This window comes from Chryseobacterium sp. D764, assembly GCF_019317325.1.
Taxonomy (GTDB): Bacteria; Bacteroidota; Bacteroidia; order Flavobacteriales; family Weeksellaceae; genus Chryseobacterium.
In genome coordinates, this window is the sequence record NZ_CP079219.1 from 3,845,001 (window position 1) to 3,869,121 (window position 24,121).

Annotated in this window: 23 protein-coding genes (1 of these 23 running past the window's edge); 10 read left to right on the forward strand and 13 right to left on the reverse strand. The window is 35.5% G+C overall.

What is annotated here, in order from left to right:
• The 5 genes from KYG33_RS17480 to KYG33_RS17500 form a co-directional block, all read left to right on the forward strand.
• Positions 1-677, forward strand: the 3' portion of a protein-coding gene (locus tag KYG33_RS17480; protein ID WP_077413801.1) for a T9SS type A sorting domain-containing protein. The gene continues 490 nt to the left of window position 1, outside the view; 677 of the gene's 1,167 nt are visible here — the last part of the coding sequence; its start codon lies beyond the left edge, outside the window; its stop codon occupies positions 675-677.
• 126 nt (positions 678-803) lie between these two features.
• Positions 804-3,455, forward strand: a complete 2,652-nt coding sequence (locus tag KYG33_RS17485; protein WP_219072134.1) for a 4-alpha-glucanotransferase — start codon at positions 804-806, stop codon at positions 3,453-3,455.
• A gap of 139 nt (positions 3,456-3,594) precedes the next feature.
• Entirely contained in the window at positions 3,595-4,638 is a 1,044-nt protein-coding gene (locus tag KYG33_RS17490; RefSeq protein ID WP_077413794.1) for a hypothetical protein, read from the forward strand.
• Between the two features lie 187 nt (positions 4,639-4,825).
• Positions 4,826-5,275 (forward strand): hypothetical protein, encoded by a 450-nt coding sequence (locus tag KYG33_RS17495; RefSeq protein WP_077413793.1) that lies wholly within the window; start codon positions 4,826-4,828, stop codon positions 5,273-5,275.
• Positions 5,276-5,402: 127 nt separating this feature from the next.
• Complete coding sequence (locus KYG33_RS17500) at positions 5,403-5,912, forward strand: ferritin (protein ID WP_047374012.1); 510 nt, start codon at positions 5,403-5,405, stop codon at positions 5,910-5,912.
• A gap of 79 nt (positions 5,913-5,991) precedes the next feature.
• On the opposite strand, the gene KYG33_RS17505 is transcribed toward KYG33_RS17500, so the two are convergent.
• Positions 5,992-9,132, reverse strand: coding sequence for a UvrD-helicase domain-containing protein (locus KYG33_RS17505; protein WP_219072135.1), 3,141 nt, complete (start codon positions 9,130-9,132; stop codon positions 5,992-5,994).
• Between the two features lie 182 nt (positions 9,133-9,314).
• On the opposite strand from KYG33_RS17505, the gene KYG33_RS17510 reads away from it, so the two are divergent.
• The 4 genes from KYG33_RS17510 to KYG33_RS17525 all read left to right on the forward strand — a co-directional run bounded on the left by KYG33_RS17510 (position 9,315) and on the right by KYG33_RS17525 (position 12,573).
• Positions 9,315-10,061 carry a carboxypeptidase-like regulatory domain-containing protein gene (locus KYG33_RS17510; RefSeq protein ID WP_077413791.1) on the forward strand — a complete coding sequence of 249 codons (747 nt, stop codon included), beginning with the start codon at positions 9,315-9,317 and terminating at the stop codon, positions 10,059-10,061.
• Entirely contained in the window at positions 10,062-10,880 is an 819-nt protein-coding gene (locus KYG33_RS17515) for a hypothetical protein (RefSeq protein WP_219072136.1), read from the forward strand.
• Positions 10,881-10,895: 15 nt separating this feature from the next.
• A complete protein-coding gene (locus KYG33_RS17520; protein ID WP_228408627.1) occupies positions 10,896-11,699 on the forward strand; it encodes a carboxypeptidase-like regulatory domain-containing protein in 804 nt (267 codons plus the stop codon).
• Between the two features lie 139 nt (positions 11,700-11,838).
• The gene (locus tag KYG33_RS17525; RefSeq protein WP_077413789.1) at positions 11,839-12,573 is read left to right on the forward strand and encodes an SIMPL domain-containing protein; all 735 of its coding nucleotides are present in this window, start codon (positions 11,839-11,841) and stop codon (positions 12,571-12,573) included.
• A 69-nt stretch (positions 12,574-12,642) separates the two neighbouring features.
• On the opposite strand, the gene KYG33_RS17530 is transcribed toward KYG33_RS17525, so the two are convergent.
• The 5 genes from KYG33_RS17530 to KYG33_RS17550 form a co-directional block, all read right to left on the reverse strand.
• A complete protein-coding gene (locus KYG33_RS17530) occupies positions 12,643-13,155 on the reverse strand; it encodes a GNAT family N-acetyltransferase (protein ID WP_077413788.1) in 513 nt (170 codons plus the stop codon).
• A 3-nt stretch (positions 13,156-13,158) separates the two neighbouring features.
• Entirely contained in the window at positions 13,159-13,380 is a 222-nt protein-coding gene (locus tag KYG33_RS17535; RefSeq protein WP_034695702.1) for a PspC family transcriptional regulator, read from the reverse strand.
• Positions 13,381-13,472: 92 nt separating this feature from the next.
• Positions 13,473-14,729: a DUF2851 family protein gene (locus tag KYG33_RS17540; RefSeq protein WP_180565083.1), complete on the reverse strand. Its 1,257-nt coding sequence runs from the start codon at positions 14,727-14,729 to the stop codon at positions 13,473-13,475.
• A gap of 28 nt (positions 14,730-14,757) precedes the next feature.
• The gene (gene bshA / locus KYG33_RS17545) at positions 14,758-15,906 is read right to left on the reverse strand and encodes an N-acetyl-alpha-D-glucosaminyl L-malate synthase BshA (protein ID WP_047420302.1); all 1,149 of its coding nucleotides are present in this window, start codon (positions 15,904-15,906) and stop codon (positions 14,758-14,760) included.
• Between the two features lie 26 nt (positions 15,907-15,932).
• Positions 15,933-17,630, reverse strand: coding sequence for a glycoside hydrolase family 3 protein (locus KYG33_RS17550; protein WP_219072137.1), 1,698 nt, complete (start codon positions 17,628-17,630; stop codon positions 15,933-15,935).
• 116 nt (positions 17,631-17,746) lie between these two features.
• Here KYG33_RS17550 and KYG33_RS17555 point away from each other — a divergent pair, with 116 nt between their 5' ends.
• Positions 17,747-18,295: a hypothetical protein gene (locus KYG33_RS17555; protein WP_077413785.1), complete on the forward strand. Its 549-nt coding sequence runs from the start codon at positions 17,747-17,749 to the stop codon at positions 18,293-18,295.
• 267 nt (positions 18,296-18,562) lie between these two features.
• Here the strand turns inward: KYG33_RS17555 and ribA are convergent, their stop codons facing one another.
• The 7 genes from ribA to KYG33_RS17590 form a co-directional block, all read right to left on the reverse strand.
• A complete protein-coding gene (ribA, locus tag KYG33_RS17560; protein WP_077413784.1) occupies positions 18,563-19,159 on the reverse strand; it encodes a GTP cyclohydrolase II in 597 nt (198 codons plus the stop codon).
• Between the two features lie 21 nt (positions 19,160-19,180).
• On the reverse strand, positions 19,181-19,639 hold the full coding sequence (locus KYG33_RS17565; protein ID WP_047373996.1) for a hypothetical protein: 459 nt from the start codon (positions 19,637-19,639) through the stop codon (positions 19,181-19,183).
• The gene (locus KYG33_RS17570; protein ID WP_047382879.1) at positions 19,636-20,250 is read right to left on the reverse strand and encodes a DUF4254 domain-containing protein; all 615 of its coding nucleotides are present in this window, start codon (positions 20,248-20,250) and stop codon (positions 19,636-19,638) included. The genes KYG33_RS17565 and KYG33_RS17570 overlap by 4 nt, the downstream gene beginning before the upstream one ends.
• Positions 20,251-20,265: 15 nt before the next feature.
• The gene (locus KYG33_RS17575) at positions 20,266-20,478 is read right to left on the reverse strand and encodes a twin-arginine translocase TatA/TatE family subunit (RefSeq protein ID WP_219072138.1); all 213 of its coding nucleotides are present in this window, start codon (positions 20,476-20,478) and stop codon (positions 20,266-20,268) included.
• Between the two features lie 31 nt (positions 20,479-20,509).
• Positions 20,510-22,072, reverse strand: a complete 1,563-nt coding sequence (locus KYG33_RS17580) for a murein hydrolase activator EnvC family protein (protein WP_180565085.1) — start codon at positions 22,070-22,072, stop codon at positions 20,510-20,512.
• A complete protein-coding gene (locus tag KYG33_RS17585; RefSeq protein ID WP_219072139.1) occupies positions 22,069-22,920 on the reverse strand; it encodes a DUF4292 domain-containing protein in 852 nt (283 codons plus the stop codon). The genes KYG33_RS17580 and KYG33_RS17585 overlap by 4 nt, the downstream gene beginning before the upstream one ends.
• A gap of 107 nt (positions 22,921-23,027) precedes the next feature.
• A complete protein-coding gene (locus KYG33_RS17590) occupies positions 23,028-24,044 on the reverse strand; it encodes a sugar phosphate nucleotidyltransferase (RefSeq protein ID WP_077413780.1) in 1,017 nt (338 codons plus the stop codon).
• Between the last annotated feature and the right edge of the window lie 77 nt (positions 24,045-24,121).

The following is a 24,121-nucleotide window of genomic DNA, read 5'->3' on the forward strand; positions in this document are numbered from 1 at the left end:
AAAGTGGACAATATGTAGTAAATGATCTTGGGATTATCAAGGATGATTCGTCTAACGGTAGAAATTCATTTACAGCTATGGAAACTGGTTTTGGTGGAGATATGATTGCTGATGCAGATAATAACTTCTATGTTTTTGCAGCTTCAGGAAATGTTTTCAAGGTGCTAACAAAAGATTTAAAAGCTAGATTTGTGGGTAAAATCACCGGAATTCCGGATAATTATTCTGTAAATGGATCCGCTGTAAATGCTCAGGGTAAAGTTGTAATTGCAAGTGCTAAAGGAGCTTCCTTGTATGAAGTAGATCTTGCAACTTTACAGGCAAAGCAGCTTCCTGGAGAACAAGGGCTGCATATTTATGATTTGGCAAGTAAATATTTTGTGAATGATAAAACTTCCAGTATCAATGCTGTGGCAGCTAATCTGGATATTTATCCGACAAAGGTAGATGAGCATTATATCAACGTTCATGCTAATAAGAATATAAAAGGTAATATTAAACTGAATATCTTTGATATGTCAGGTAAAAATGTGATGATTCAGGATCTTTCTGTAAAAGATGCTTCGCTGGATGAGAAAGTATATCTTAAAGGATTGGTGAGTGGAGCTTATATTGTAAATATTACTGATGAATCCGGAAAAGCAATATTCAATAAGAAGATTCTCGTAACAAGATAATTACAAAATATAATTAAGAATATAAGGACCTTCTCAAATCAATTTGAGAAGGTTTTTTAATGATTATTTGATATTCAATAAATTTTATTTTTCGATATTAAAATGTATTTTTATAAAAAAATATAGATGAAACTATACTTTAATGTAGGATATATTGTAAAAGCTGGAGAAAATTTGCAGTTGGTAATTGGTGAAGAAGGAGCTGCAGTACATATCCATACTATGTTTTATGCTGAGAATGGTTTGTGGAAATGTGAAGTTGACAATTTCTCAAAATCTATTTCTTACCAATACCGGGTAGTCAATGAAAAAGGCAATGTATTAAGAGAGGAATTTGTTTCGCATCATCTTAATTTTCCCCATAATTATAAGGAGTTTATAGTTTTTGACGAATGGAATAACAAAAATTTTCCTGAAAACTATTTAAACAACAAAATCCTTTACAACAAGTTGCATGATTTTGTTCCCGAAAAAATAACGGTTTTAAAAAAACATACTCATTTATTCAGAATAGAAGCGCCTATTTATAATCCGGATTGGAGAATTGTACTCTTTGGAAGCACTGCATCCTTAGGAAACTGGAGTTATGAAAAAGTTATTCCCCTGCATCAGACAGATTTCGGAATGTGGGAAGCTTCTGTAGAAATTCCGGAAGATGAATTTATCCAATTCAAATATTGCATTTATGATACCAAAGAGAACAGAGTCATTGATGTAGAAACAGGAGAGAACAGATTTACGGTAGCTAATCTATTAAGTGATGTTCTGCAGATTGTTTCCAATCATTATTTTAGATTCAAAGGATATCAGATGTATCATGATGCCGGAGTTGCTGTTCCCGTATTTTCTTTGAGAAGTGAAGACGGTTTTGGTGTAGGAGAATTTGCGGATATTAAAAAATTAGCAGATTGGGCAAAAGAAACGAATCTTGGTATTATTCAGATTCTTCCGATCAATGATACAACAGCAAATTATTCCTGGACGGATTCTTATCCTTATGCAGCAGTATCTGTCTATGCTCTGCATCCACAATATATCTCTATAGAAAAGCTTGATTATTCTTTACCGAAAGAATTAGTTGATTCGTATTTAACTGAAAAAGAGAAGTTAAATGCTTTGGACCTGATTGATTATGAAAAAATGATCGAAGGTAAATGGAAATATCTTACTGCTGTTTTCTATGCAGAGAAAGATAAAATCTACAAAGATAGAAACTTCAAAAAATTCATCAAGGATAATGAATATTGGTTGGTTCCCTATTCTGCATTCTGCGTATTGAGGGACAAATATAAGACACCCAATTTCAACGAGTGGAAAACCCATAAAAAATATATTGCAGGAAAAATTTTACAGTTTTTCACAACGAAAAATAAAGATTATGATATCTCAATGCTTCATGCCTGGGTACAGTATCAATTGCATGTACAGCTGAAGGATGCTGTTGACTATGCCCATAACCTGGGAATTTCGTTGAAGGGAGATCTTCCGATTGGAATTTACAGATATTCCGTAGAAGCCTGGACAGAGCCGGAATTATTCGGGATGGATTTTCAGGCAGGAGCACCTCCTGACCAATTCACAGAACTTGGACAGAACTGGGAATTCCCGACTTACAATTGGGAAGCTATGAAAGCAGATGATTACCGATGGTGGAAAAACAGGTTCAAAGCGCTGGAACAGTATTTTGATGCGATGAGAATTGACCACATTCTTGGTTTCTTCAGAATATGGAGAATGCCTGTTTCTGCCGTACAAGGAATTTTAGGGTACTTTTATCCGGCTGTTCCTATAGTTGCGGAAGAATTTAAAGCCTGGCAGATTCCGTTTAATTTTGATAGGTATTGTAAGCCTTTTATCAACAATCAGATTTTATGGGACTATTTTGGAAAAGATAGTGGGAAAGCTCTTGAATTTATGGACCGCAATGCAGACGGAACCTATGTATTCAAAGAAGAATTTGATTCCCAGAGAAAACTGGTTGATTTCTTTAAGAAGAAATCATATGGCTCGCTTGAGGAACAATTGATTTCTCTGTGTGCCAATGTTTTGTTTTTAACAGAAGAGAGAATCGGGAAAACAGTTTATCACCCAAGGTTCAATGTGTACAATACAGAATCTTACAAACATCTTCCTGAACTGGAGCAAAAAAGTATTTATGATCTGTATCACGATTATTTCTTCAGAAGACAGGATCATCTTTGGTCTGAAAAAGCAATGGAAAAACTTCCCGTTATCCTGAATGCCACTAAAATGCTGATTTGCGGTGAAGATCTGGGAATGGTTCCTGCATGTGTACCGATTGTAATGGACGAATTAGCTATCATTGCTTTGAAGGTACAGAGAATGCCTTCTGAAAATATTCCTTTCTATAATCCTAAGAATGCAAGCTATATGAATGTAGTGACAGCATCTTCACACGACAGCTCAACCTTGAGACAGTGGTGGAAAGAAGATCCTGCTCTTACACAAAAATATTTCAACCAGCAGCTGATACAGTATGGTAAAGCCCCTGCAGATTTGAACCCTCATCTTGCTGAGATCATTATGAAGCAGCATTTATATAATGATGCTATGCTGGCTATTTTCCCGATTCAGGAATTTCTGGCAACAGATGCAGAACTCGCTAATAAAAATATTGATAATGAAAGAATCAACAATCCTGCGGTTTTCCCACATTATTGGCGTTACAGAATGCATATAAAACTGGAAGATCTTAAAAAGAAAGAATCTTTCAATGATAAGATTGCTTTTTGGATAAAAGACAGTGGTAGAATGTAAATTTAACACTTGATTATCAATTAGTTAAAAATATTTTAAAAGAAGTTTGATCTTATGATTTAACTTCTTTTTTTTATTTGTATCAAAAAGATAGAATTAAGATATTCTGCTATATATTAACCAATTAACGACTATAGAGATGAAAAAAATATTTTTAGGATTAGCTTTTGGGTTGGGCGTTTTGACGTCAGCTCAGCAGTATCCGAACAATGGTTGGGGTGATGATGGTTATTATCAGAATGGAGATGGCTATTACAGCGATGAAGATGACAGAAATTATTTCCCTGACGATTATTATTACAATTATCCTCAGGACTATTATCCAAGTGATTATTATCAAAGCTATTATAACGACTACAGAGGAAGCATTATTAATATCGACTGGAACGGATTTTTCGTACAGAACAGATTAAGCCGCTGGCAGGTAGATCAGATCATGAGACTTAATAATCTGTATGCAAGTTTTACAGCATGGAATAATTTCTACCGATATAACCCGGACAGATGGTATTATGATAGATTTTATGCTATGGAAAGGATATTAGGACCAAGAGTATTTGTTGTTTTCCAAAATAACTATTACAGAGGTTCCAGCCCGGTTGTATATTTCCAGAATTACAGAAGATCATATTATGGACCAAGATATACTGTAATGCCAAGATATAGAAATATCAATATCAATATTTACAGAGTAGACAGATCAAGATTCCGTAGAATGGATAACCCTACTTTTGATATTGTCAGAAGAGACAACAGAGGTGGTAATGGTTTCAGAAATACGAGAAGCGAAAACTCCGGTGGCTTCCGTGATAATAATGGCGGCTTTAGAAATAGCAATGACGGGAATAGAGGAAACGCTGACAATAACGCAGGTTTCAGAACTAATAACAGCGGAGGATTCAGAGGAAATTCTGATAATGGAGGAACCCGAGGAAATACTGACAACAATGGAGGTTTCAGAACTAATAACAGTGGAGGAACCCGAGGAAATGCTGAGAATAATGGAGGATTCAGAAGTAATAACGGAGGCGGTTTCAGAGGAAACAGTGAAGTGAGAAGAGAAGCTCCTAAAAGAGAAGATAACGGCGGATTCAGAGGAAATAATGGAGGAGGCTCCAGACAAAAATCTGAAAGTTCTAACCGTGGTAATGGAGGCTTTAGAGGCAGCTTAGTAAAGAATTAATTTTCATATATTATATTTAAGTGGTGTGAAGGGCAGGTTTTTATAATCTGTCCTTTTTTTTGTTTATTTATTGATTTATTTTTATTAAAATTTAACATTATTTATGAATTTGTTAATTTAACTTCTGTTTTAATTAATAATCAAAAAGGTATAATAACAACATAACAATTAATTAAATTTTAAAAAGATGAAAAAATTAGTTTTAGCAATAGCATTTATCGGAATGGGAAGTTTTGCAATGGCACAACAGACTACAACTCCACAAGACAGACAGGCAAGAGGCGCTGAAATGAAGCAGAAAATGGAGCAGAAACAACAGGAACGTCTTGCAGAAATGCAAAAAGACCTTAATCTGAACCAATCTCAGGTAGCGCAGGTAAAAGCCCTTCAGGACAAAAGAAATGCTGAAAGAAAAGCTGAGTTCGAGAAAAATAAAGGAGACAGACAAGCTAAAATGCAGGAAATGATGGCCAAGAAAGCACAGATGGATGCTGACATGAAAAAAATTCTAAACCCTGAGCAATATGATAAATGGCAGGCTGACAGAAAAGCAAAAGCAGAAAAAATGAAGATGGCAATGAAAGAAAGAAAAATGATGAAAAAGCCGATGAATACTGGAGCAGCTGATGTAAAATAGCAGCCTGTAATTTTAGTTTTTTAATGTGATAAGGATGGATGTTTTTCCATCCTTTTTGTATTAATTTTCTTTAAAACCTTTGATTTCGGGCTTTTATTCCTTATTTTTGACTATAAATTTAATACTTATGGTTAGCGAAAAAATTGCAAAATTAATTAACGAACAAATAGCCCACGAACAATACGCCGCTCAATATTATCTTTCAATGTCTGCATGGTTTTCTGGAAAAGATCTGGATGGAATTGCCAACTATTTCAGAGTACAGAGTAAAGAAGAATTAATGCACGCAGATAAAATGTTTGATTATTTGAATGATGTAGGCGGGGAAATTATCATCGGAGAAATTCCAAAACCTCCACATGAGTTCGAAAATGCTACGGATATTTTTGAGAAAGCATTGGCACATGAGAAAATAGTAACTAAAAGTATTTTCAATATTGTAAAAAATGCAAACGATGAAGGAGATTTTGCAACAACATCATTCCTGCAGTGGTTTATCAACGAACAGGTAGAAGAAGAAGCCAGCGCTTCTCAGTACGTAACGAAAATCAAAATGGTATGTGATAATCCATCAGCACTATACCTTTTTGACCAGGAATTGTCTCAGAGAGTATTTGTTCCTGCTACAACAGCTTAAGACCGAAACTTCTTAAAAATATAAAACCGCTATCCGATAGAATAGCGGTTTTATATTTTTTTTATCTGAATAGGAAAATTTAAAGATAAATAATCTGAGTTTTAAGAACCTTTTTCCCCAGACGTTCAAGAATGTTTTTATAGCCTTCTACCTGTGCCTCATCTTTGGTTTTCTGTTCACCTGTTTTAAAATCAACAATGATATAACCTTCCTCACCTTTTAAAATACGGTCAGGCCTGAAGATATGACTTTCCCCGTTTTCAGAGATCATAATGTCTTTCTCATTGATCACTTCCCATTTTTCATCAAAGAATTCTGCATAAGTCTTCACGATCTCCTCTAATGTAAGCTGTATTTCATTTTTTTCCTCCAGTGTAATCTGGCCTTCCAGCGCATAGCCTTCCAGCACCTTTGATATATCTTTTTCAGTATTGATTTTTGATAAAAGCTCATGAACAAATAGCCCGATCCTTACCTTTTCATTTCGTACCTGATAGTTTTTAGACGGTGTCGCAATCTTGATAGATGTACTTTTTTCATTAACATTCTTAAGATCCTGAATATTCTGCGTTTTAAAAGATGAACTTTTATCTTTCGAGTATTTTTTCAGCAGTTCAGGATTCACTTCATACACATCAAACTCATCAGACTGTTCAGTATTTTTTGTTTGAAGGAATTCAAGAAGCTCAAGATTATTAGAGGTCTTATTGGCTTTCTGAAGATAGAAAAACAGCTGCTCAACGGGTCTGGTAGTGGCAACATACTGCAGACATAGCCTGTCAATCATGTTTTTATAAGCATTTTTACTGTTAAAAAACAGAATTTCCTCATCATAAACTTCCAGATTCTTATTAAACTGATTGATGTTCACGGATTTTAAAGCTTCATTTTCATTTGTATCAAACCAGTTGGTAAATTCATTATCCCGGTTTTTGTTCATCATAGGAATAAAAACAATTGGGAACTCCAGTCCCTTAGACTTGTGGATGGTCATGATCTGAATGGCATCAATGTTTTCCGAAGCCTGAATGGTGTAAGAAGAAGCTTCTTCATCCCAATATTTCAAAAATTCCTTCGTACTGGCACCCGCATTCTGCGTGAAGTTGAAAAGCATTTCCAGGAAATTCAGTAAAAAGTCGGTTTCTTTGTTTTCAACAGAAAATTCGTTGATGTAATATTCTATAAAGTTATATAGATTAAACCTTGGAAAATTATCCTGCTTAAGCTGCAGTGAATATTTCTCCTTAATAAACTGAAGTATTTCTTCATGACCTTCAATGTCCAGAATTTCTTTCATTTCTAAAGTGAAATCCGGCATATGAATTTTTCCCAATGTATTCAGATGATACATCATCATAATCAGGCAATGTTTATTCTTAGGATTAAGTTCCCATCGCAGAAATTCAATCACAGCCTTTAATGTATTGGAAAGTTCCAGTGTAAGACCTTTATCGGAAATCGTTTTAATATTCGTTTCCTCACCGCGATATTTAACTTTTAAACTTCCCAGTTTTTGAGAGTAGCTGAAAATATCAAAATTTCCACGACAAAGAATAGTGATGTCAGAAAACTTAAAGCCATTGTCCAGACATTCCTGAATATCTTTCCGCATTCTTTCTGAAGTATCATTGTAGAACTCTTCATTCGTAAGATTGTCGATCAGGTTCACCTTTACACGCCCGTCAAACTTTGATTTTGGACTTTGCTCGGCATCTTCTCCGAAAATATTCTTATGTTCTTCCAAAAGTCCTTCAGAATGGAAACGGTACAGCTCATTGTTGAACTGTACAATATTTCTGGCACTTCTCCAGTTGTCCTTTAACACAAGAAGATCAGCTTCCTTAGGTGAGAATTCTTTTTTGTTGATAATATCCAGCATCAGTTTACTCTCTCCACCACGGAATCTGTAAATACTCTGCTTGGGATCACCCACTAAAGTAAATGAAGTATATTCCGTAGAAACACTGTGATCTCTCAGCGGAACAAAATTCTGCCACTGCAGTTCTGATGTATCCTGAAACTCATCAAAGAAATAATGCTGAAACTGTGATCCTACCTTTTCATAAATAAAAGCAGAAGGTTCATTTTTAAGATTTTCATTGATCAGAATATTAAATTTAGAAAGAAGAACAAGATCATTTTCCTCTTCAATTTTTTGAAGCTCATCCTGAATGTCCTTATTTACCTTTAAGGGAAGAAGAGCCGACAAAACTTTTTCTTTCTTCTGGGTTTCAATGTACAGAAGGATAAGTTTCATTCTGTTATCAAGAAGTGAGTCAAGAATCTCAAAAATCTCAGACTCTTTATGCTTTGACTTGGAAGATGCTCCCTTTCTGTAATTATTGATGACAGACTCTTCCTGAGTAGTAGGAAAAGGAAATCCGGTTCTTTTCTGTTGGTAAAAATCTATGACTTTAGTAAAGAAACCTCCAATTCCGTTTTTACCCTGAGCAAAATCTTCAATATCAATATTTCTGGATTTGAATAATTCAATAGAACTTGCAGCCAGTTCTGCAGACTGTTTTTTGTTGAGAACAATTTCTTTACGAAGTGTATTCTTTATATTCTCGTAATTGGCATCGTCAAAACTCTTATTGCTTTTCAGATGCTCATAGTGAATATCCTTTACAAATTCTTTTGCCGAATCATAAAGGTTTTTGTTAAGATTAATTCTTTCATTGTTTTCAAGACTATAATCTACATAGTCCATGAAAGAATTGGAGATCGTTTCATTCTCCCCAATCTGGTCTAGCATCTTATCAACGGCTTCTATCAAAAAGGGTTCAGCTTCAATTTCAAGATTAAAATTTTTAGCCAGTCCCAATTCATAAGAAAAGCTTCTTACCAGCCTTGAATTAAAACGGTCAATAGTTCCGATATTCAATGTGGAATAATTGTGGAGAACGTAATCCAGCAGTTTCTTAGAACGGTGATGCAGCTCATCAATCGTAATTTTCAATCCCTGTTCTTCAAATGCTTTCTGGATATTTTTCAGATCTGTATTCTCTGCATAGTCTTTAGCGGAAAAATTTCCTAACCATGATAAAATTCTTTCCTTCATCTCGTTCGCGGCCTTATTCGTAAAAGTCAGAGCGAGAATATTCCTGATCGACTGCTGTTGATTAGGATAGCGGAGACAGATCATCAATAGCCTTTGTACCAGAGCATATGTTTTCCCGGATCCGGCAGAAGCATTGATGACTGTGTAAGAATTTTGCATTGTAAAGAGAGAATTGAGACTGCAAGTTAGCTAAAATTTAAAAGAAACTTTAACAATTTAATCAGGCTATTTAACAGTTTAGAAGGCAAAAATCAAAAAGAAATATTAAAACGCGTTAACTGTGGTTAAACTTATGGTATACATTAAAAATAATTTTAGCTTTGCTCTATAAAAAACAGCCAGTGAAACTCAAACTATTCTTTTTTCTATCCTTTATTTTTTTTATACATACCCATGCCCAAAGTTATATATTCGGAAGAATTACATCTGAAAATGGTGCTGAAATGGAAGATGTGAATGTAATCAATATCCGTACTGATGAAATCGTAGTTTCCAACAGAGACGGTCATTTTATGATTTCCGGAAGACAAGGGGATGAATTACGTTTTATCAAAGCAGGATATGAAAGACTCACGAGGAATGTTTCTCAGGAAAATATACAATCTCCTATGAATATAAGCCTTGTTCGCCAAACCATTCAGATTCCTGAAGTGGAAGTGAAACAGGGGCTTACCGGCAATCTTAAAATAGATTCAAAGCTCTACAATAAGCCTAAAAAGGTTGAAAAGCTACTCAAAGATATGGACCAATATATGGCTAAGAAATCTGACCCGAGAATATTGGCAGCCAAGCCGGGGGAATTTGTACAGCCAAAAGGGCAGGGATTCTCTATAGGAAAAGTGAAAAACAAATGGGATGACGTAGATTTGATGAAATACATCAGAGCGAGTCTCGGAGATGATTATTTTACCAATCTTAAGATCGAAAAACCTCTGATAGACCATTTTATTTATTATGTTTTTGCAGGTGGTTTTGAGAGAAAAAAAATACTGAAATACGGATTTTGCAGTGATGCAGATCTGAACAGGTTCCAACGTTTTGTTCTGACAAGAATTTCATCCTACCGTGCTCCACAAACTCAAAGATAGATGAAAATAAAATGTATCGGAAAGATTCTGTTTCTTGCGCTTTTTTGTATTACTTCGGGATTATGGGCGCAGCAAAAGATATCAGGAAAAGTGATCACGGGGAACGAACTGGATTTAACACCTGTACTCATTGTCAATATTTCACAAGGTAAAAGTATGTTAAGTGATATGTCCGGGACATTTGAGATTGAAGCAAAAGAAAATGATGAGATCAGATTTGTTAAAGAAGGATACTACCGTGTTGATAAAAAGATTACCAGCGAAGAAATGAATTCTCCATTGAATATTATTCTCAAAAGAATGGAAATCCAGATTCCTGAAGTGAAAATTACCTATAAGCCTACAGGAAATTTAGCGAAAGATAATCAGCATTTGAATGAATCAAAAAAGCTTCAGTCGTTAAAATCTGATATGGAGGATTATATGAAAAGTCCGCTTAATCAGCCTTTACCAAATAATACCATTTCAAAAACTTTTACAGGACATGATTTTAATGTAGGGCAGGTAAACCTGTTTGGCGTATTTAATGCTGTATCAGGATTGGTAAAGAAAGCAACAAAACCTAAAATTACCAAAGCGAATTACACTGAAACTCAGGATTTCCTTAAAAGAGTAAAAAATCAGGTCAACCTGAATTTTCTGAAAAAATACGGAATGGATGAGGAACAGATAGATACCTTCCTCCTGTATGCAGAAAAAACACGTTCACTGGCAAAGAGATACAGGAAGGATTTTCAGATAAGTGTTGTAGAGTATGAGCTTAAAACAGCATTCGCGGAATACAGCAAAACGAATAAATTAGAGGGAACTAAAGAATAATAAAAGTTGGGGTATATGACTGAAAATATTGAAACATTTGGGCTGAGAAAATTTCTTCTTTTCCTTATGCTTCTGTGCAGTACTTTTATTTTTTCTCAGCAGACCGTAACAGGACGGGTAGTGGATGATAATGGAGAAAACTTAAGTAAAGTGATTGTTATCAACATGTCTTCCGACAAAAAGGTATATTCTGATTCAGAAGGGGTGTTCTCTATAGAAGCCAATCCGAATGATGAACTGAGATTTGTAAAAGAAGACTTCAACAGAACATCCAGAAGAGTTCTTACCAATGGTGTTAATTCTCCGCTGTTTATTACTCTTTATCAGATTCCGAGAGATGTAGGAGAAGTGAAGATTGTAAAAAAACTAACGGGAGATCTGGAAACAGATTCACGGATTGTGGCAAAAGTAGATAAAGGAGAACAGGTGAGAGATGCAGTAGGGCTTCCACAGCCGGTTGGAAAAATGAGAGAAAAACCAGCCGAAGTGAAGAGTGTTCTTTTGCCGATACTTTTAGGAAATCTGAATGTTCAGGGAGTTTATGATCTGATAAGTGGTAAAGCGAGAAGACAGAAAAGACAATATAGATATGATGATCTTCAGGAACATGTTGCCTGGATTCGGGACAGGATAGATGATGATTATTTTGTAAAAGCCGGAATCCCCGCCGACAGAATTTCAGAATTTATTCAGTTTTCATTTTTAGCAAAACCTCAGGTACGAACCTATGTGAAAGCAAAAAATCTTTCAGGAGTAATGCTGAGGTTAGAAGAAACAGTACCTCTTTTTATCGTAAGACTGAAAGAAAACCAAAAGTAGTTGAAGAGAGAAATATCTAGCTATGCTGAATAAGTTGTATTTTCAATCTTTATCTTTGAAATGTTAAAAAAATCTTAAAATATTGGAATGGTAATTGATACAATCTTCAGTGTAACAACAACCCAAATTCACAAGTTTTATGAATAAAAATATTTTTGCAGTAGCTATAGCCGCGCTGGGTTTCATAATCGGGCTCGGATTTTTAGGAAACGCCATTAAAAACAGAAACAAATCTGAAAATACAATTTCCGTAACAGGCCTCGGTACCAAACAGTTTACATCAGACCTGATCACCTGGTCCGGAAGTTTTTCCAAAAATAATGCTGATCTGAAATCGGCTTATGATGAGTTGGCGACAGACAGAAAAGTAATCAATGACTATCTGCTTTCAAAAGGTATACAGCAGAAGGAGATTGTATTTTCTTCCGTAGATATCCAAAAACAGTTCAGAAGTTATAATGATACCAATGGAAATTACGTACAGGGAGAATTCTCAGGTTATAATCTTACCCAAAAAGTTTCTATTGAAAGTAAAGAAGTAGGAAAAATAGAAAACCTATCCAGAAATATTACGGAAATTATCAATCGCGGAATTGAATTCACCTCTTCTTCACCAGCCTATTTTTATACTAAACTGGCTACCGTGAAACAGGAAATGATTGCCAGTGCGACAAAAGATGCCAAAGAACGTGCTGAAAAAATTGCTGAGAATTCTGGAAGCAGCCTGGGAAATCTGAAGAAAGCAACAATGGGAGTAATCCAGATTACAGCCCCCAATTCTAATGAAGACTATTCCTATGGAGGAACTTTCAATACTTCTTCCAAAGAAAAAGAAGCCAGTATTACCATAAAACTTGAGTACGAAGTAAACTAAAACTTGTTTAAAACTTTTGTGGTTAAAAAAACAATAAACGCCGGAAAACAATTCCGGCGTTTTATATTTTTAGTGATAAATAATATTGTAAATTTCTTTTTTTGCTTCCTCCACATTTTCAGGAGTGTAATTAGCAAGCAGCCATAAATTCAAAGACTTTTTCCCCTCACCATAACTTGGCTGAATATGAGTATCGTCAATCAGACTGAAATTATTTCTCTGATAAAAAGAATAACGTCTTGCAGCATCTTCACTCAAATCTACAGGTTCAATTTCTAAAATAACCCCCGGATAGTTTTCTGAGATATGATTGATGATATGAGAACCCAGTTTCTTACTTCTGAATGCTTCAAATACTTCAAAATGCTCTACAAAAACAAAAGTGCTAAGCTCCCACAAGATAAGGTAGCCAATAGCTTCAGACTCATGGACAACAGACATGAACTTTACATAAGGGTTTGAAAATAAACCCTCAAACTGTTCTTTATCCCTTTGTTCGTCTACAGGAAAAGTAGTGGTGTAAGAAGCATAGATTTCCTGAATTCTATGATCTTCAGCAGAAGTGATCGGTAAAAATTCCATAATTTATAAATCAAAGACACTAGGTCTTCTGGTGATGAAAATATCTTTAATCCAAAGTGTAAATGCCAATCCCAGATAGATCAGAAAGAAAAAACCGGCTGTGGCAAAAGTCGAGTAAATGAAGAAGATTCTCAATTTAGATACAGGAATTCCCAGTTTGGCCCCCGTTCTTGTTAGTACACCAAACCATTCTCTTTCCATTTTATGACGGATATTACTCAGCATTTCCAGATTGTTATTTAAAAGTTTAAATCCAATACTGCAAGTTAAGGAATTTTTTTGATAAGGTTTTTGTATGATGTTATCTATAAAGAGAATTATTCTTTTAAAAGTTTAAATCCAATGCCACAGGCTAAACAATTTTTTGCTTCACAATAGTTTTTATGATGATAGATCAGGCTTTGGCTTTCGAGTGCATTGGTAATGTTTAGTCCAAGCTTTTGCCACCCATTAATGATCGTGTTTTTTTCAGCTGAAACAGTTTTGTACAGTTCAATAATTTCATCTGCAATCTCTTCCCGATGGTATTTGTGATAAGTGTACTTTAAAGGAAGAACAGTATTTAAAATAAGAAGATCAATGAAATCCTTGCTCAGTGTTTTAGGCTGTACTTTTGAAATATTTCCGAAATTAAAATGAAAATCCCAGTATTCAGAGGCTTTTATAGCTTTAAAGATAGTATACAGCTGATCCGCATTTCTGGCTTCCATAATCTTTGAAAATAGATTCTGATGTTTGTAAAGGTCTGCCATCTGAGACCATCGGATTGTAGGGAAATTGGGTGGTCTTAACCGTAAAAACTTAGGATGAAACTTCAGATCCGAAATCGAAAATTTGGCTTTAATGAAATCAAATTCCCTTTTCCATATTTTCATCTGTCCATCCTGAGGATTCTCTAGCCATCCCGATATTCCGAAAAATAAAGCTTCAAGCTGAAGAGGATTCTGGCGGATTTTATTAATAACACTGTAATCCACACTTTCGGCAATCTGCCGGAAAATATGAGCATTTACTTTTAATCCAAATGAATAGGCGAAACTGTGAAACAATACGGCTTCAAAATTATTTTTATACTGAATTAAATTCCGCTCAAGTTCCAGGGATTTCTCATCCAGCTTTTTCAGAATATTCTCTTCGTGGAAGTTCAGCGGTATTTTTTTTGGATTAAAGATATTTTCACAAGGAATAAATTCATTTCCATTAATGAGTTTTTCATATTTCTGGATGATATTTTCATCGATATGATTTTTCAGCTCCAGAGCTGGAACATGTTTTCCGGTAAGTTCTTTAATTTCTATGTCATGCTGAAGTACAACATGCAGAATGATGTTCTGATAATTGGGATCTTGAGAATGATTGTGGAAAATCCAGTCTGAAGAACGAACATGCAGTTCTATATTTCCTGCGAGAAGTAAGCCGTTGATTTTTATTTTAGCATTCAGAAAATCAGGGCCAGCATTTTTATTCCATTTTCCGAAATGGATGATTTCAACGGAATTTCCTTCAATATCCTTGAAGTCAAAATTTTTGAAAACCTTATAGTTCCAAAGATATTGAAGTAGTTTTTCCGTCATAAGTGTGACGATAAATATAATAGAAATATTATACTTTCGTCAGCTCCTTATTAAAGTTTTCTATAGTCGTTCTATACATTTTCTCATAGATAGGAAGAATGTTTTTCAAATCGAATTTTATAGCCTGATCTTTCGCGTTTTGCTTCATTTTGGTTAAAAGTTCATCATTGCTCAACAGCTTGATGGTGTAGTTGCTCATGGCCTCCACATTTCCGATTTCAGCAAGATATCCTGTTTCTCCCTGAATATTCACCTCAGGAATTCCTCCTGCATTGGAACTGATTACCGGAGTATAGGCGGCCATTGCTTCCAAAGCAGCCAGACCGAAACTTTCCTGTTCGGAAGGAAGAAGAAATACGTCTGAAAGCTGTAAGATTTTATACAAATCATTTACCTTTCCTAAAAGACGGATTTTGGAAATAAGATCTGGGTTTTCTTCTAAAAACTGATTGACTTTTTCCATATCGGGACCTTCACCAATGATGATCAGTTTGGATTTTACCTTTTTCTCCACATTCTTAAAGATCTGAAGTACCTCATCCACACGCTTTACAGGACGAAGGTTGGATACATGGATCAGAATCTTTTCATCAGGATTGGCAAATTGTGTTCTCTGACACTCAGAGCAGTCATCAAATTCAGAATTGTCAATAAAATTGGTAATCACCTGAATTTCCTTTTTGATGTTGAAAAACTGAAGGGTATCTTTTTTCAGACTTTCAGAAACCGAGGTAATAGCATCTGATTGGTTGATTGAAAATTCTACAGCATGCTTATAACTCGGGTGCTGGCCTACAAGCGTAATATCTGTACCGTGCAGGGTAGTTACCAGTGGAATATCATTATTGTCTTCCTGAAGCATTTGCTTTGCTGTAAAAGCCGCATACGCATACGGAATGGCATAATGTGCATGAAGAAGATCCAGTTTATATAGATTAACAACCCTGTAGATCATCGAGCTTAGCGCAATATCATAAGGCTGATACTGGAACAGCGGATAGGTTTGAACATTTACCCTGTGGAAGAAAATATTCGGGTTGGTAATGTCTAATCTTGCAGGAAGTGCAGAACTGATGAAATGCACTTCATATCCTTTATTGGCAAGAGACATTCCTAATTCTGTTGCTACAATTCCGCTTCCTCCATATGTTGGATAGCAAAGTATGCCTATTTTCATTAGATTATTGTTGTTTTGATGTTGTATTATTTTACTGAGGTAACCGCATTAAGATCAATACCCATTCCTGGTTTCAGTTGATCATTAACCAGTACAGGAAGTTTCCCCCATATTTTTGTTTTTCCGTTTAAAGCATCAGCTGCGGCATTCATTGAATCATCATTGTTTTCATAAGAAACCAGAACTGTTGAAACTTTTGAAAGGTCAATATCCTTTAATGCGTATGCACTTCCGAATACATTCAGAATTACATTTTGATTTTTGGCAAGCTCAGAAAGAACCTGCTTAGATTCTGCTGAAACTTTATAAGGTTTGTAAGCTGTTGAATTATCTTTATGGAATCCGACAATGACCGTTGATCCTGCTGGAATCGTATTTATTTCTCCTGCTTTTTTGATGATTACGTTATTACCTAATCTGTTGGCAAAAGTCTGGTAAGGGGCTTCTTCCAAAGGGACATAGTAAATCTGCTTTCCTGTAAGAGGAAGTAATTTCTTTTCATCCTTTAATAAAGTCAGTGCATTGGAATAAAGATTCTGTACCAACTGGATATGAGAATTGTTATTTAAATCAGCATTGATGTTTTCCGGATTTTTTGGAGTGTATTGAGTAAGACCAAGGAAATACTTAGTCAATAAGATTTTTTTTACACTTTCTTCTACTCTGGACTGAGGAATTTCTCCTTTATCAATAGCTTTTTGAATCAGTTTTTTACCTTCAGAAACACCTTGTGAGAAAAGCATAATATCATTTCCAGCTTTAAAAGCCATAGCATCCAGTTCTCCCGGCTTGTATTTATTCGCTACAGCACCCATATTTAATGCATCGGTAATGATTAAACCTTTATAACCCAGCTTATCTTTAAGCAATCCGGTAATGATGTTTTTAGAAACGGAAGCAGGGATTCCTTTTCCTGATTCTAAGCTTGGAACATATAAATGGGCAACCATTACTCCTCCGATTCCTTTATTCATCAACGCTTTGAACGGCGCCAGTTCTATGGTGTTAAGCCTTTCCATTGAGTGGGAAACCACTGGAAGGTCAAGGTGTGAGTCTGTGCTGGTATCTCCGTGGCCAGGGAAATGTTTAATAGCTGCTAAGATATTGTTGTCCTGAAGGCCATTAGAATAGGATAGGGCAGAGCTGATTACATTATCTACTTCAGAACCAAAACTTCTGTTGCCGATGATTGGATTATTAGGATTGGTGTTAACATCCACTACAGGAGCAAAATCCCAGTTGATTCCCATTCTGTGGCAATCCTCAGCAATTTTTACAGCCATCTGATACACAAGGTTTTTATCCTGGATAGCACCCAATGTCATGGCCCATGGAAATTTGTGAGCAGTTGCTATTCTCTGATACAGTCCCCATTCTGCGTCCATACCAATCATCAAAGGAACTTTAGATTTTTGCTGAAATTCATTGACCAGATTGATTTCTCTTGCAGCATCGTCCTGCATTAAGATCAGACCGCCTATTTTATCATTGGCAACAATGTTTCTTACCTGGCTGATATAGTCTTCTCCTTTATTGGTGTAAAGTGCCACAATAAAAAGCTGTCCTAGTTTTTCATCCTGAGAAAGATTTTTATAAGTTTTGTCAACCCATTGCTGAGCCTTTTTCAAATCTTCCTTAGAAGCATTTTTAGGCTGATATTGGGCGTTCACCTTAGGACTTATCAATGCGACAATAAAGAGTGAAGTATATAATAATTTCTTCATGACTTTTTGAATAAGAACAAAAATACAATTAAAAAAATGAGGAAAACAAAGTTTTTGAGATTTTTGGTATATGATTTGAATACGCAATATAAATAATAACTAAACTTTAATAAGAAATGAAAAAAATACTTCTCTTTTTATTCCTGGGTGCTGTTGGATTTACAGCTTACAGTTGTGATAATAGTGATGATACTGTAGTACAGGGAACAGATTATGATACGATAAACCAGTCATTTGATATAAGTCCTAGTTTTACTAAGGTGGATGATAATCTGTACAGATGGACTGATGATTTCAACAGCCCATTAGTACAATCCGATATGGTCCTTATTTATATGCAGGTTGGAACTGACGGAGGTTCTCCTATCTGGAAACTTCTTCCATATACCCGTTATGTAGGTAATGCGAATAATGATGCTGTAGATTATATTTATGAATTCAGTAAATTTGCTGCTACCATTAATATTAATTCTACTGCTGCGTTTAGTTTAACGGCTAATCCGTCATATTATCAGAATAAAAATTTCAGAGTACTTATTCTTCCTGCTAATGGAACGGGTACTGGTGGAGCAAAAGCAGCTAAAGGTAATGTAGTAGATTACAACGATTACAAGAGTGTAATTAAATATTACAATATTGACGAGTCTAAAATCAAGACTAAATAATTTAGAATATCTTTTCAGTTTTTTATAATTAAAAAAGCTCCGGGAGAAATCTCGGGGCTTTTGATTTGTTAATGACTGATTATAAATGATTTTATAAGATGCTGTAATTTGAGCATTATTGATAGTATAGAAGAAAGCCAGGTGTTGCTAAATTAAAGCCCTATTTGAGTGTTTTCCGTGTGAAATTTGTGGTCTGAATAATGACAGTTTTCCAAGGTAGTAAGGTAAAATAAAAAAGCTTCAGAAATTCTGAAGCTTTTGTTTTATTTAGTTATCATTGTCATCCAGAAGATGTCCAAAGAAATCTTTTTTTGTTTGCAGATATCCTTTGCTCATTTCGTTCGCAGGAATCTGTAGCGGTACTCTTGAATTAAGGTGAATGTTGCTGTCTACAACATATCTTACCTTTTCAGGATTGTTGGTCAGAAGGTTGATGTCTTTTACTTCCAACAGATTCAGGATTTCAATGGCTACTCCAAAATTTCTGTCATCTGCAGGAAGTCCCAGTTCAAGATTGGCCTGTACGGTGTCCAAACCTTTTTCCTGTAAGGAATATGCCTTCAGCTTGTTGATGATCCCGATGTTCCTTCCTTCCTGGCGAAGGTAGATGATAATTCCACCGTTTTCATGGATATATTTCATTGCAGCATCCAATTGTTGGCCGCATTCACATTTTTTTGAATGGAAAACTTCTCCGGTAATACATTCTGAATGGAAACGAACATTGACAGGCTTTGAAAAATCTGTATTTTCAGCCACGATGGCCATATGAGGCATCCAGTCGTTTTCGTTTTCGGAGAAAGCTATCATTCGGAAAGTACCGTGTTCTGTGGGAACATTGGCTTCCGCCTGAATTTTAATCATTGATAGTTGTTCAATTAGTTTTTAACTTCCTGGCAAAGCATCTTCAATAACAGAGATATTGGTTTTTAAACGAACCAGATATCTGTTGAGAACTTCATCGTCATCTCTGTCAAGATTTTGTCTTAGCTTTTGAATTTTTTTGTATGATTTTTCAAAGCTTTTAAGGGCTCTGCTTTTACCGGCAGAATTACTGGCATCAATAGCATATAAATAATTCTGAAGGCTGTATTTCAAACTGGTAACCTCATCGTTCAACCCATTGTTTTTAAACTTGGGAAAAGTGGAGATCATATTTGAAATTTCAGAAGCATTTACATTTTCTTTAATATTGATATTAAAATTCTTCTTTGAGCCTCTGTCGGAATCAGAACCTTTGGTATCACTATAAAAATTATTTGACAACGGGGAAAGGTTTAGCTTTTCCGTTGCACAGGAAGATGTTAATATGATAAGTACTCCAAGAAAAATTAGTCGTTTCATTTCTGTTGCCCTTTTTGATAAAGGATTGGGTTAAGACTTTCATCGTTATACATTTTCATTTGTTTGTATACTTTCATCTTAACGTTACCGTTCTCAATATCAGCAAGCAACTGATTAATAGAAGTTGACAGGTCCTCTTTCTGAGTAAGCAGAACATCCAGTTTAGCCTGGCAGTTGTTTCTGTGTTCTTCAGAAGCCGATTCTCTATTCGCTTCTAACGACATATGATAAACCTTTAATGCAAGAATTGATAATCTGTCTACTGCCCAAGCGGGAGTTTCTGTATTTATTTTTGCTTCAGATTTAGGAGTTATATTTTCAAACTTAGTAAGGAACCAGCCGTCAATATATTCTACCAGATCAGTTCTTTTCTGATTGGAAGCGTCTATTGTTCTCTTGAGTTGAAGAGCTTCAGCCGGATCAATATTTTCATCTCTAATTATATCTTCCAGATGCCATTGAACGGTATCAATCCAGTTCTTTGCATACAAAATCCGTTCCAAAGTATCTTTTTCGAACGGGTTATTAATTAGAGTGTTAACGTCATCAGACACGTGATAGTCTTCAATAGCTTGATTGAAGACTTTCCATGCAGTCTCAGTAAATTTCATTAATTCTAAGGAATTTTAGTTGCTTGGAGAATTATTATCGTTCGAAGTTGGTTTTTTTTCAGAACCTGTCTTGTCTTCTTCTTTTACCGCATCTTTAAATTCTTTGATTCCTGAACCTACTCCTCTCATTAATTCCGGAATTTTCTTTCCTCCAAAAAGTAATACTAAAAGTATTGCTACGATAAGGATGTGTTGCCAAGATAAGGCAAGTATTGTTAGTGTATTCATCTCTTAAAATTTTTGCAAAGTTACACTTTTTTTAATATGAAATCCAACCTAATGGGTCAACTGGTGTACTTCCATTCCATACTTGGAAATCAAGAGTATAAGCGCCATCAAAATCCTGGGCTATAGTACCTATTGCAGTTCCTGATGAAACCTGCTGTCCTTTGGAAACATTTGCATTGGATAAGTTGGAATAAATAGTAAAATACCCTCCGTGTTTGATAATAACGGTCTTGGTACCATCACTGCTTGCTACAACCGAAGATACAGTTCCTGGGAATACAGATTTAGCACGTGTACCTGAAGGCACAGAAATTTTAATACCGGTATTGTCTTCAGAGATATTTTTGAAAACCGGGTGCTGCTGTCTTCCGAAACGGTGGGTGATTTGTCCGGCTCTGTCTGCAGGATATCCAAGTCTTCCTCTATTGTCTGCAAAGCTGTTTCCGGTAGCGGAGGAAACTCCGTAGCTTGTCATTGCTTTTGTTTCAGCAGCCTTTTTATCTTCTTCTTTTCTCTTCGTAAGGGCAGCTTCTGCGGCTCTTGCAGCTGTTAATTTATCAGCAGCTTCTTTAGCTCTTGCATTGGCTTCATCTGAAGCTTTTTTAGCGGCTATTCTTCTGGACTCATCTCTTGCATTGGCTTCTGCCTTGGCAGCATCTTCACTACGCTTTCTTTCTTCTTCAGCTCGTTTTGCCGCCAGATCTGCAGCTCTCTTAGCTTCAGCTTCAGCGAGTCTTCTTTCTCTTTCAAGGGCTTCTGCTCTTGCCTTAGCTTCTGCTTCAATTCTTGCTTTTTCTCTTTCGGCGGCTATTTTAGCTAGACGTATTTTTTCTGCTTCTGCTTTTCTTCTCGCTTCTTCCTCTGCTTTAGCAATTCTGATTTCCTCGGCAATAATAGCTCTGATCTGTCCTTCCAGTGCTTTAGACTGAACTTGTTTTTGCTTAAGCTCAGCGGTAAGTTTGGATTCGTTTTTCTTAAAATCAGTTACCAATTGCTCTTTTTGAGCTCTTTCAGCATTGATCGTAGCCAAATCCTTCTGTTGGTTTACCAGAAGGTTTGCTTTCTCTTTTACAGAGTTTTGTCTTTGTGCAATTGTTTTCTTGATCAGGTTGGCAGCATTGGTAATTTCAGCTGCTTTTTTATCCTGATAATCTGAGTATTGTTTCAGGTACTGTACTCTACGTATACCTTCTCCTAGATTTTTGGCAGAAAGAATAAAAGTTACTTTGTTCTGTACACCTTTATTTTTATAAGCATTCACCAAAACCTCAGCATAGTTTTTTCTCAATACAGCCAGTTCTTTGTTCTGACGATTGATTTCCAGCTGACGTAAATAGATATCATCCTCAATGAATCTTTTTTCTTTCTGAGTATTATTATATACCTTCTCTCTTAAAACCAATTTTTGGTTCACATTGGAAAGATAAGCTACAGAAAGCTTAGATTCACTTCTGGTTTTGGCTAAATCGGAATTTATTTGTGCAATTTGTTTTTTAAGTTCGGCATTCTGCTTCTGCAGCTGTTCTTTGTTCTGCTGTCCCTGGTGCAGTCCAAACATCAAAACACCTATTAAAAAGCTAAATTTTTTAATCATTTAATCTCAATTTTCTTATAACTGGATGGTACAGAATAAGGTGTTTCCATCCTCGAAAAGTCAAATTTCGTATTTTCCATTAAGATCTGACTAGATTTTGAGCCTTTTATAATTATTTTAACATTTTTTGGAAGACGGATTCCTTCATATTCATTCCAGTCACTATAGGAAACATCAAGTTCGTCTGAAGACAGAATATCTTTTAAATTGACGGATAATAAATCGTAATTAGTGTCGTATTGAAGTGCAATTTTATATTCCCTGTTTTTTTCATCTGTCGTAATTTTCTGATTGATGTTAGAAACCATTTTGAAGCCTTGTGCATTTTGTGTCAGATCAAATTGTCTGTCATTTATTTTGACAAAAGTTCTTCCTAACAGGATTTTCTCCAAAGATTTATAATCAATGAAATTAACGTTCAGTAAATTATTAAGATAATCAAAGTCTGAATCTATATAGGTTTTGTTGATCTTATCCTGGCCTTTTATTCCTTCAGGAGTCGCAATACCTCTGGCCGCATTGATGAATAAAGCTCTGAGATTCATCCATACCTTTTTGTCATTTTCAATATAGACAGTAGCATCCAGGGTAGGGACATAGCTTCCCGTTTCTACCCGAACTTTGCTGTCAATTTTGATCTGCTCAAATTTGGGTGGAATCAATACATGTTCGAAAAAAGTGAGTTTGTCTCTCACCGGTTGGTTTACATCTTTTGGATTTCCATTGTCTTTATCCACTGTTGTAGTAATACTGTCCCGTGTCTGAGCTGTATCATTTTGAACTTTGGTACGGGTCTTACAGGATGATAAGACAAGAAGCAATAAAAGAAGGGGAATCCAGTTTTTCATGTATTTATCTTTAATTAAAAAATACGGTGCAATATTAACGCCAAACCACACAAAACATGTTGTGTGGCTTGATGATATCTTGTTTAAGTTAAATAATTTCTATTCTTTTATTTAGATAGAAAATCTAACACGGAATAGTCTCCCAAAGAAATTTCTCTGGCCACTCCGAAATATTGTGCAGAGTTACCGATCATAGAATTAGAAAGATTTCCGTGATTGATTCTGGTGTTTTCCTGAATCAGGGAGTTTTCAATATTAGAATTAACAACCGTTGTATTGTTTCCTAATGAAACTCCAGGTCCTACTTTTGAATTGGAGATTTTTACATTTTCACCAATAAAGCACGGCTGAATAATCAAAGAATTTTCAATCACAGCAGAAGCAGGGTGATTCATCATTTCCTCTCTTTCATACTCAAGGATTTTGCTGTTAGTTTCTACAGTGGCATTTTTGTTACCACAGTCCATCCAGTCGTTTACTTTTCCAAGGGTAAATTTGGCTCCTTTAGATCTAAGGTTTTCAAGTGCTGTTGTCAATTGATATTCACCTCCGTTTTTAATATCATTGTCCATGATATAGTTGATCTCTTCCATCAGCTTTTCAGCACTGTTGAAATAATAAATACCAATGATGGCAAGATCTGAAACATAAACAGTCGGTTTTTCAACAAAATCTGTGATGAAACCGTAATTGTCTAATTTTACAACTCCGAAAGCAGATGGATCTTCTACACTTTTTACCCAGATCACTCCATCAGAATTTTTGTCTAATTGGAAGTCTGCACGGAAAAGGGTATCTGCAAAAGCAATAACGATATCTCCCTGCATAGATTGCTCAGCACATTTGATTGCATGAGCGGTACCAAGAGGATCGTTCTGATAATATATGCTTCCTTTTGCTCCTAGCTTTTCAGCAATCTGAATAAGGGATCTTTCGATCTCAGGGCCAAAATCTCCGATGATAAAAGCTACCTCTTCAATATTTTCTCCTGCAACTTTAGCAATATCTTCCACCAATCTCTGTACGATAGGTTTTCCTGCAATAGGAATAAGCGGTTTTGGAACTGTCAGTGTATGGGGACGTAATCTGGAACCACGTCCAGCCATAGGAACAATAATTTTCATAAATTATATAAAAAATTTTTTATAGTTATTTTAATAATTTGGTTAAAGATAATAATTAAAACCTTTGTTGGTATATG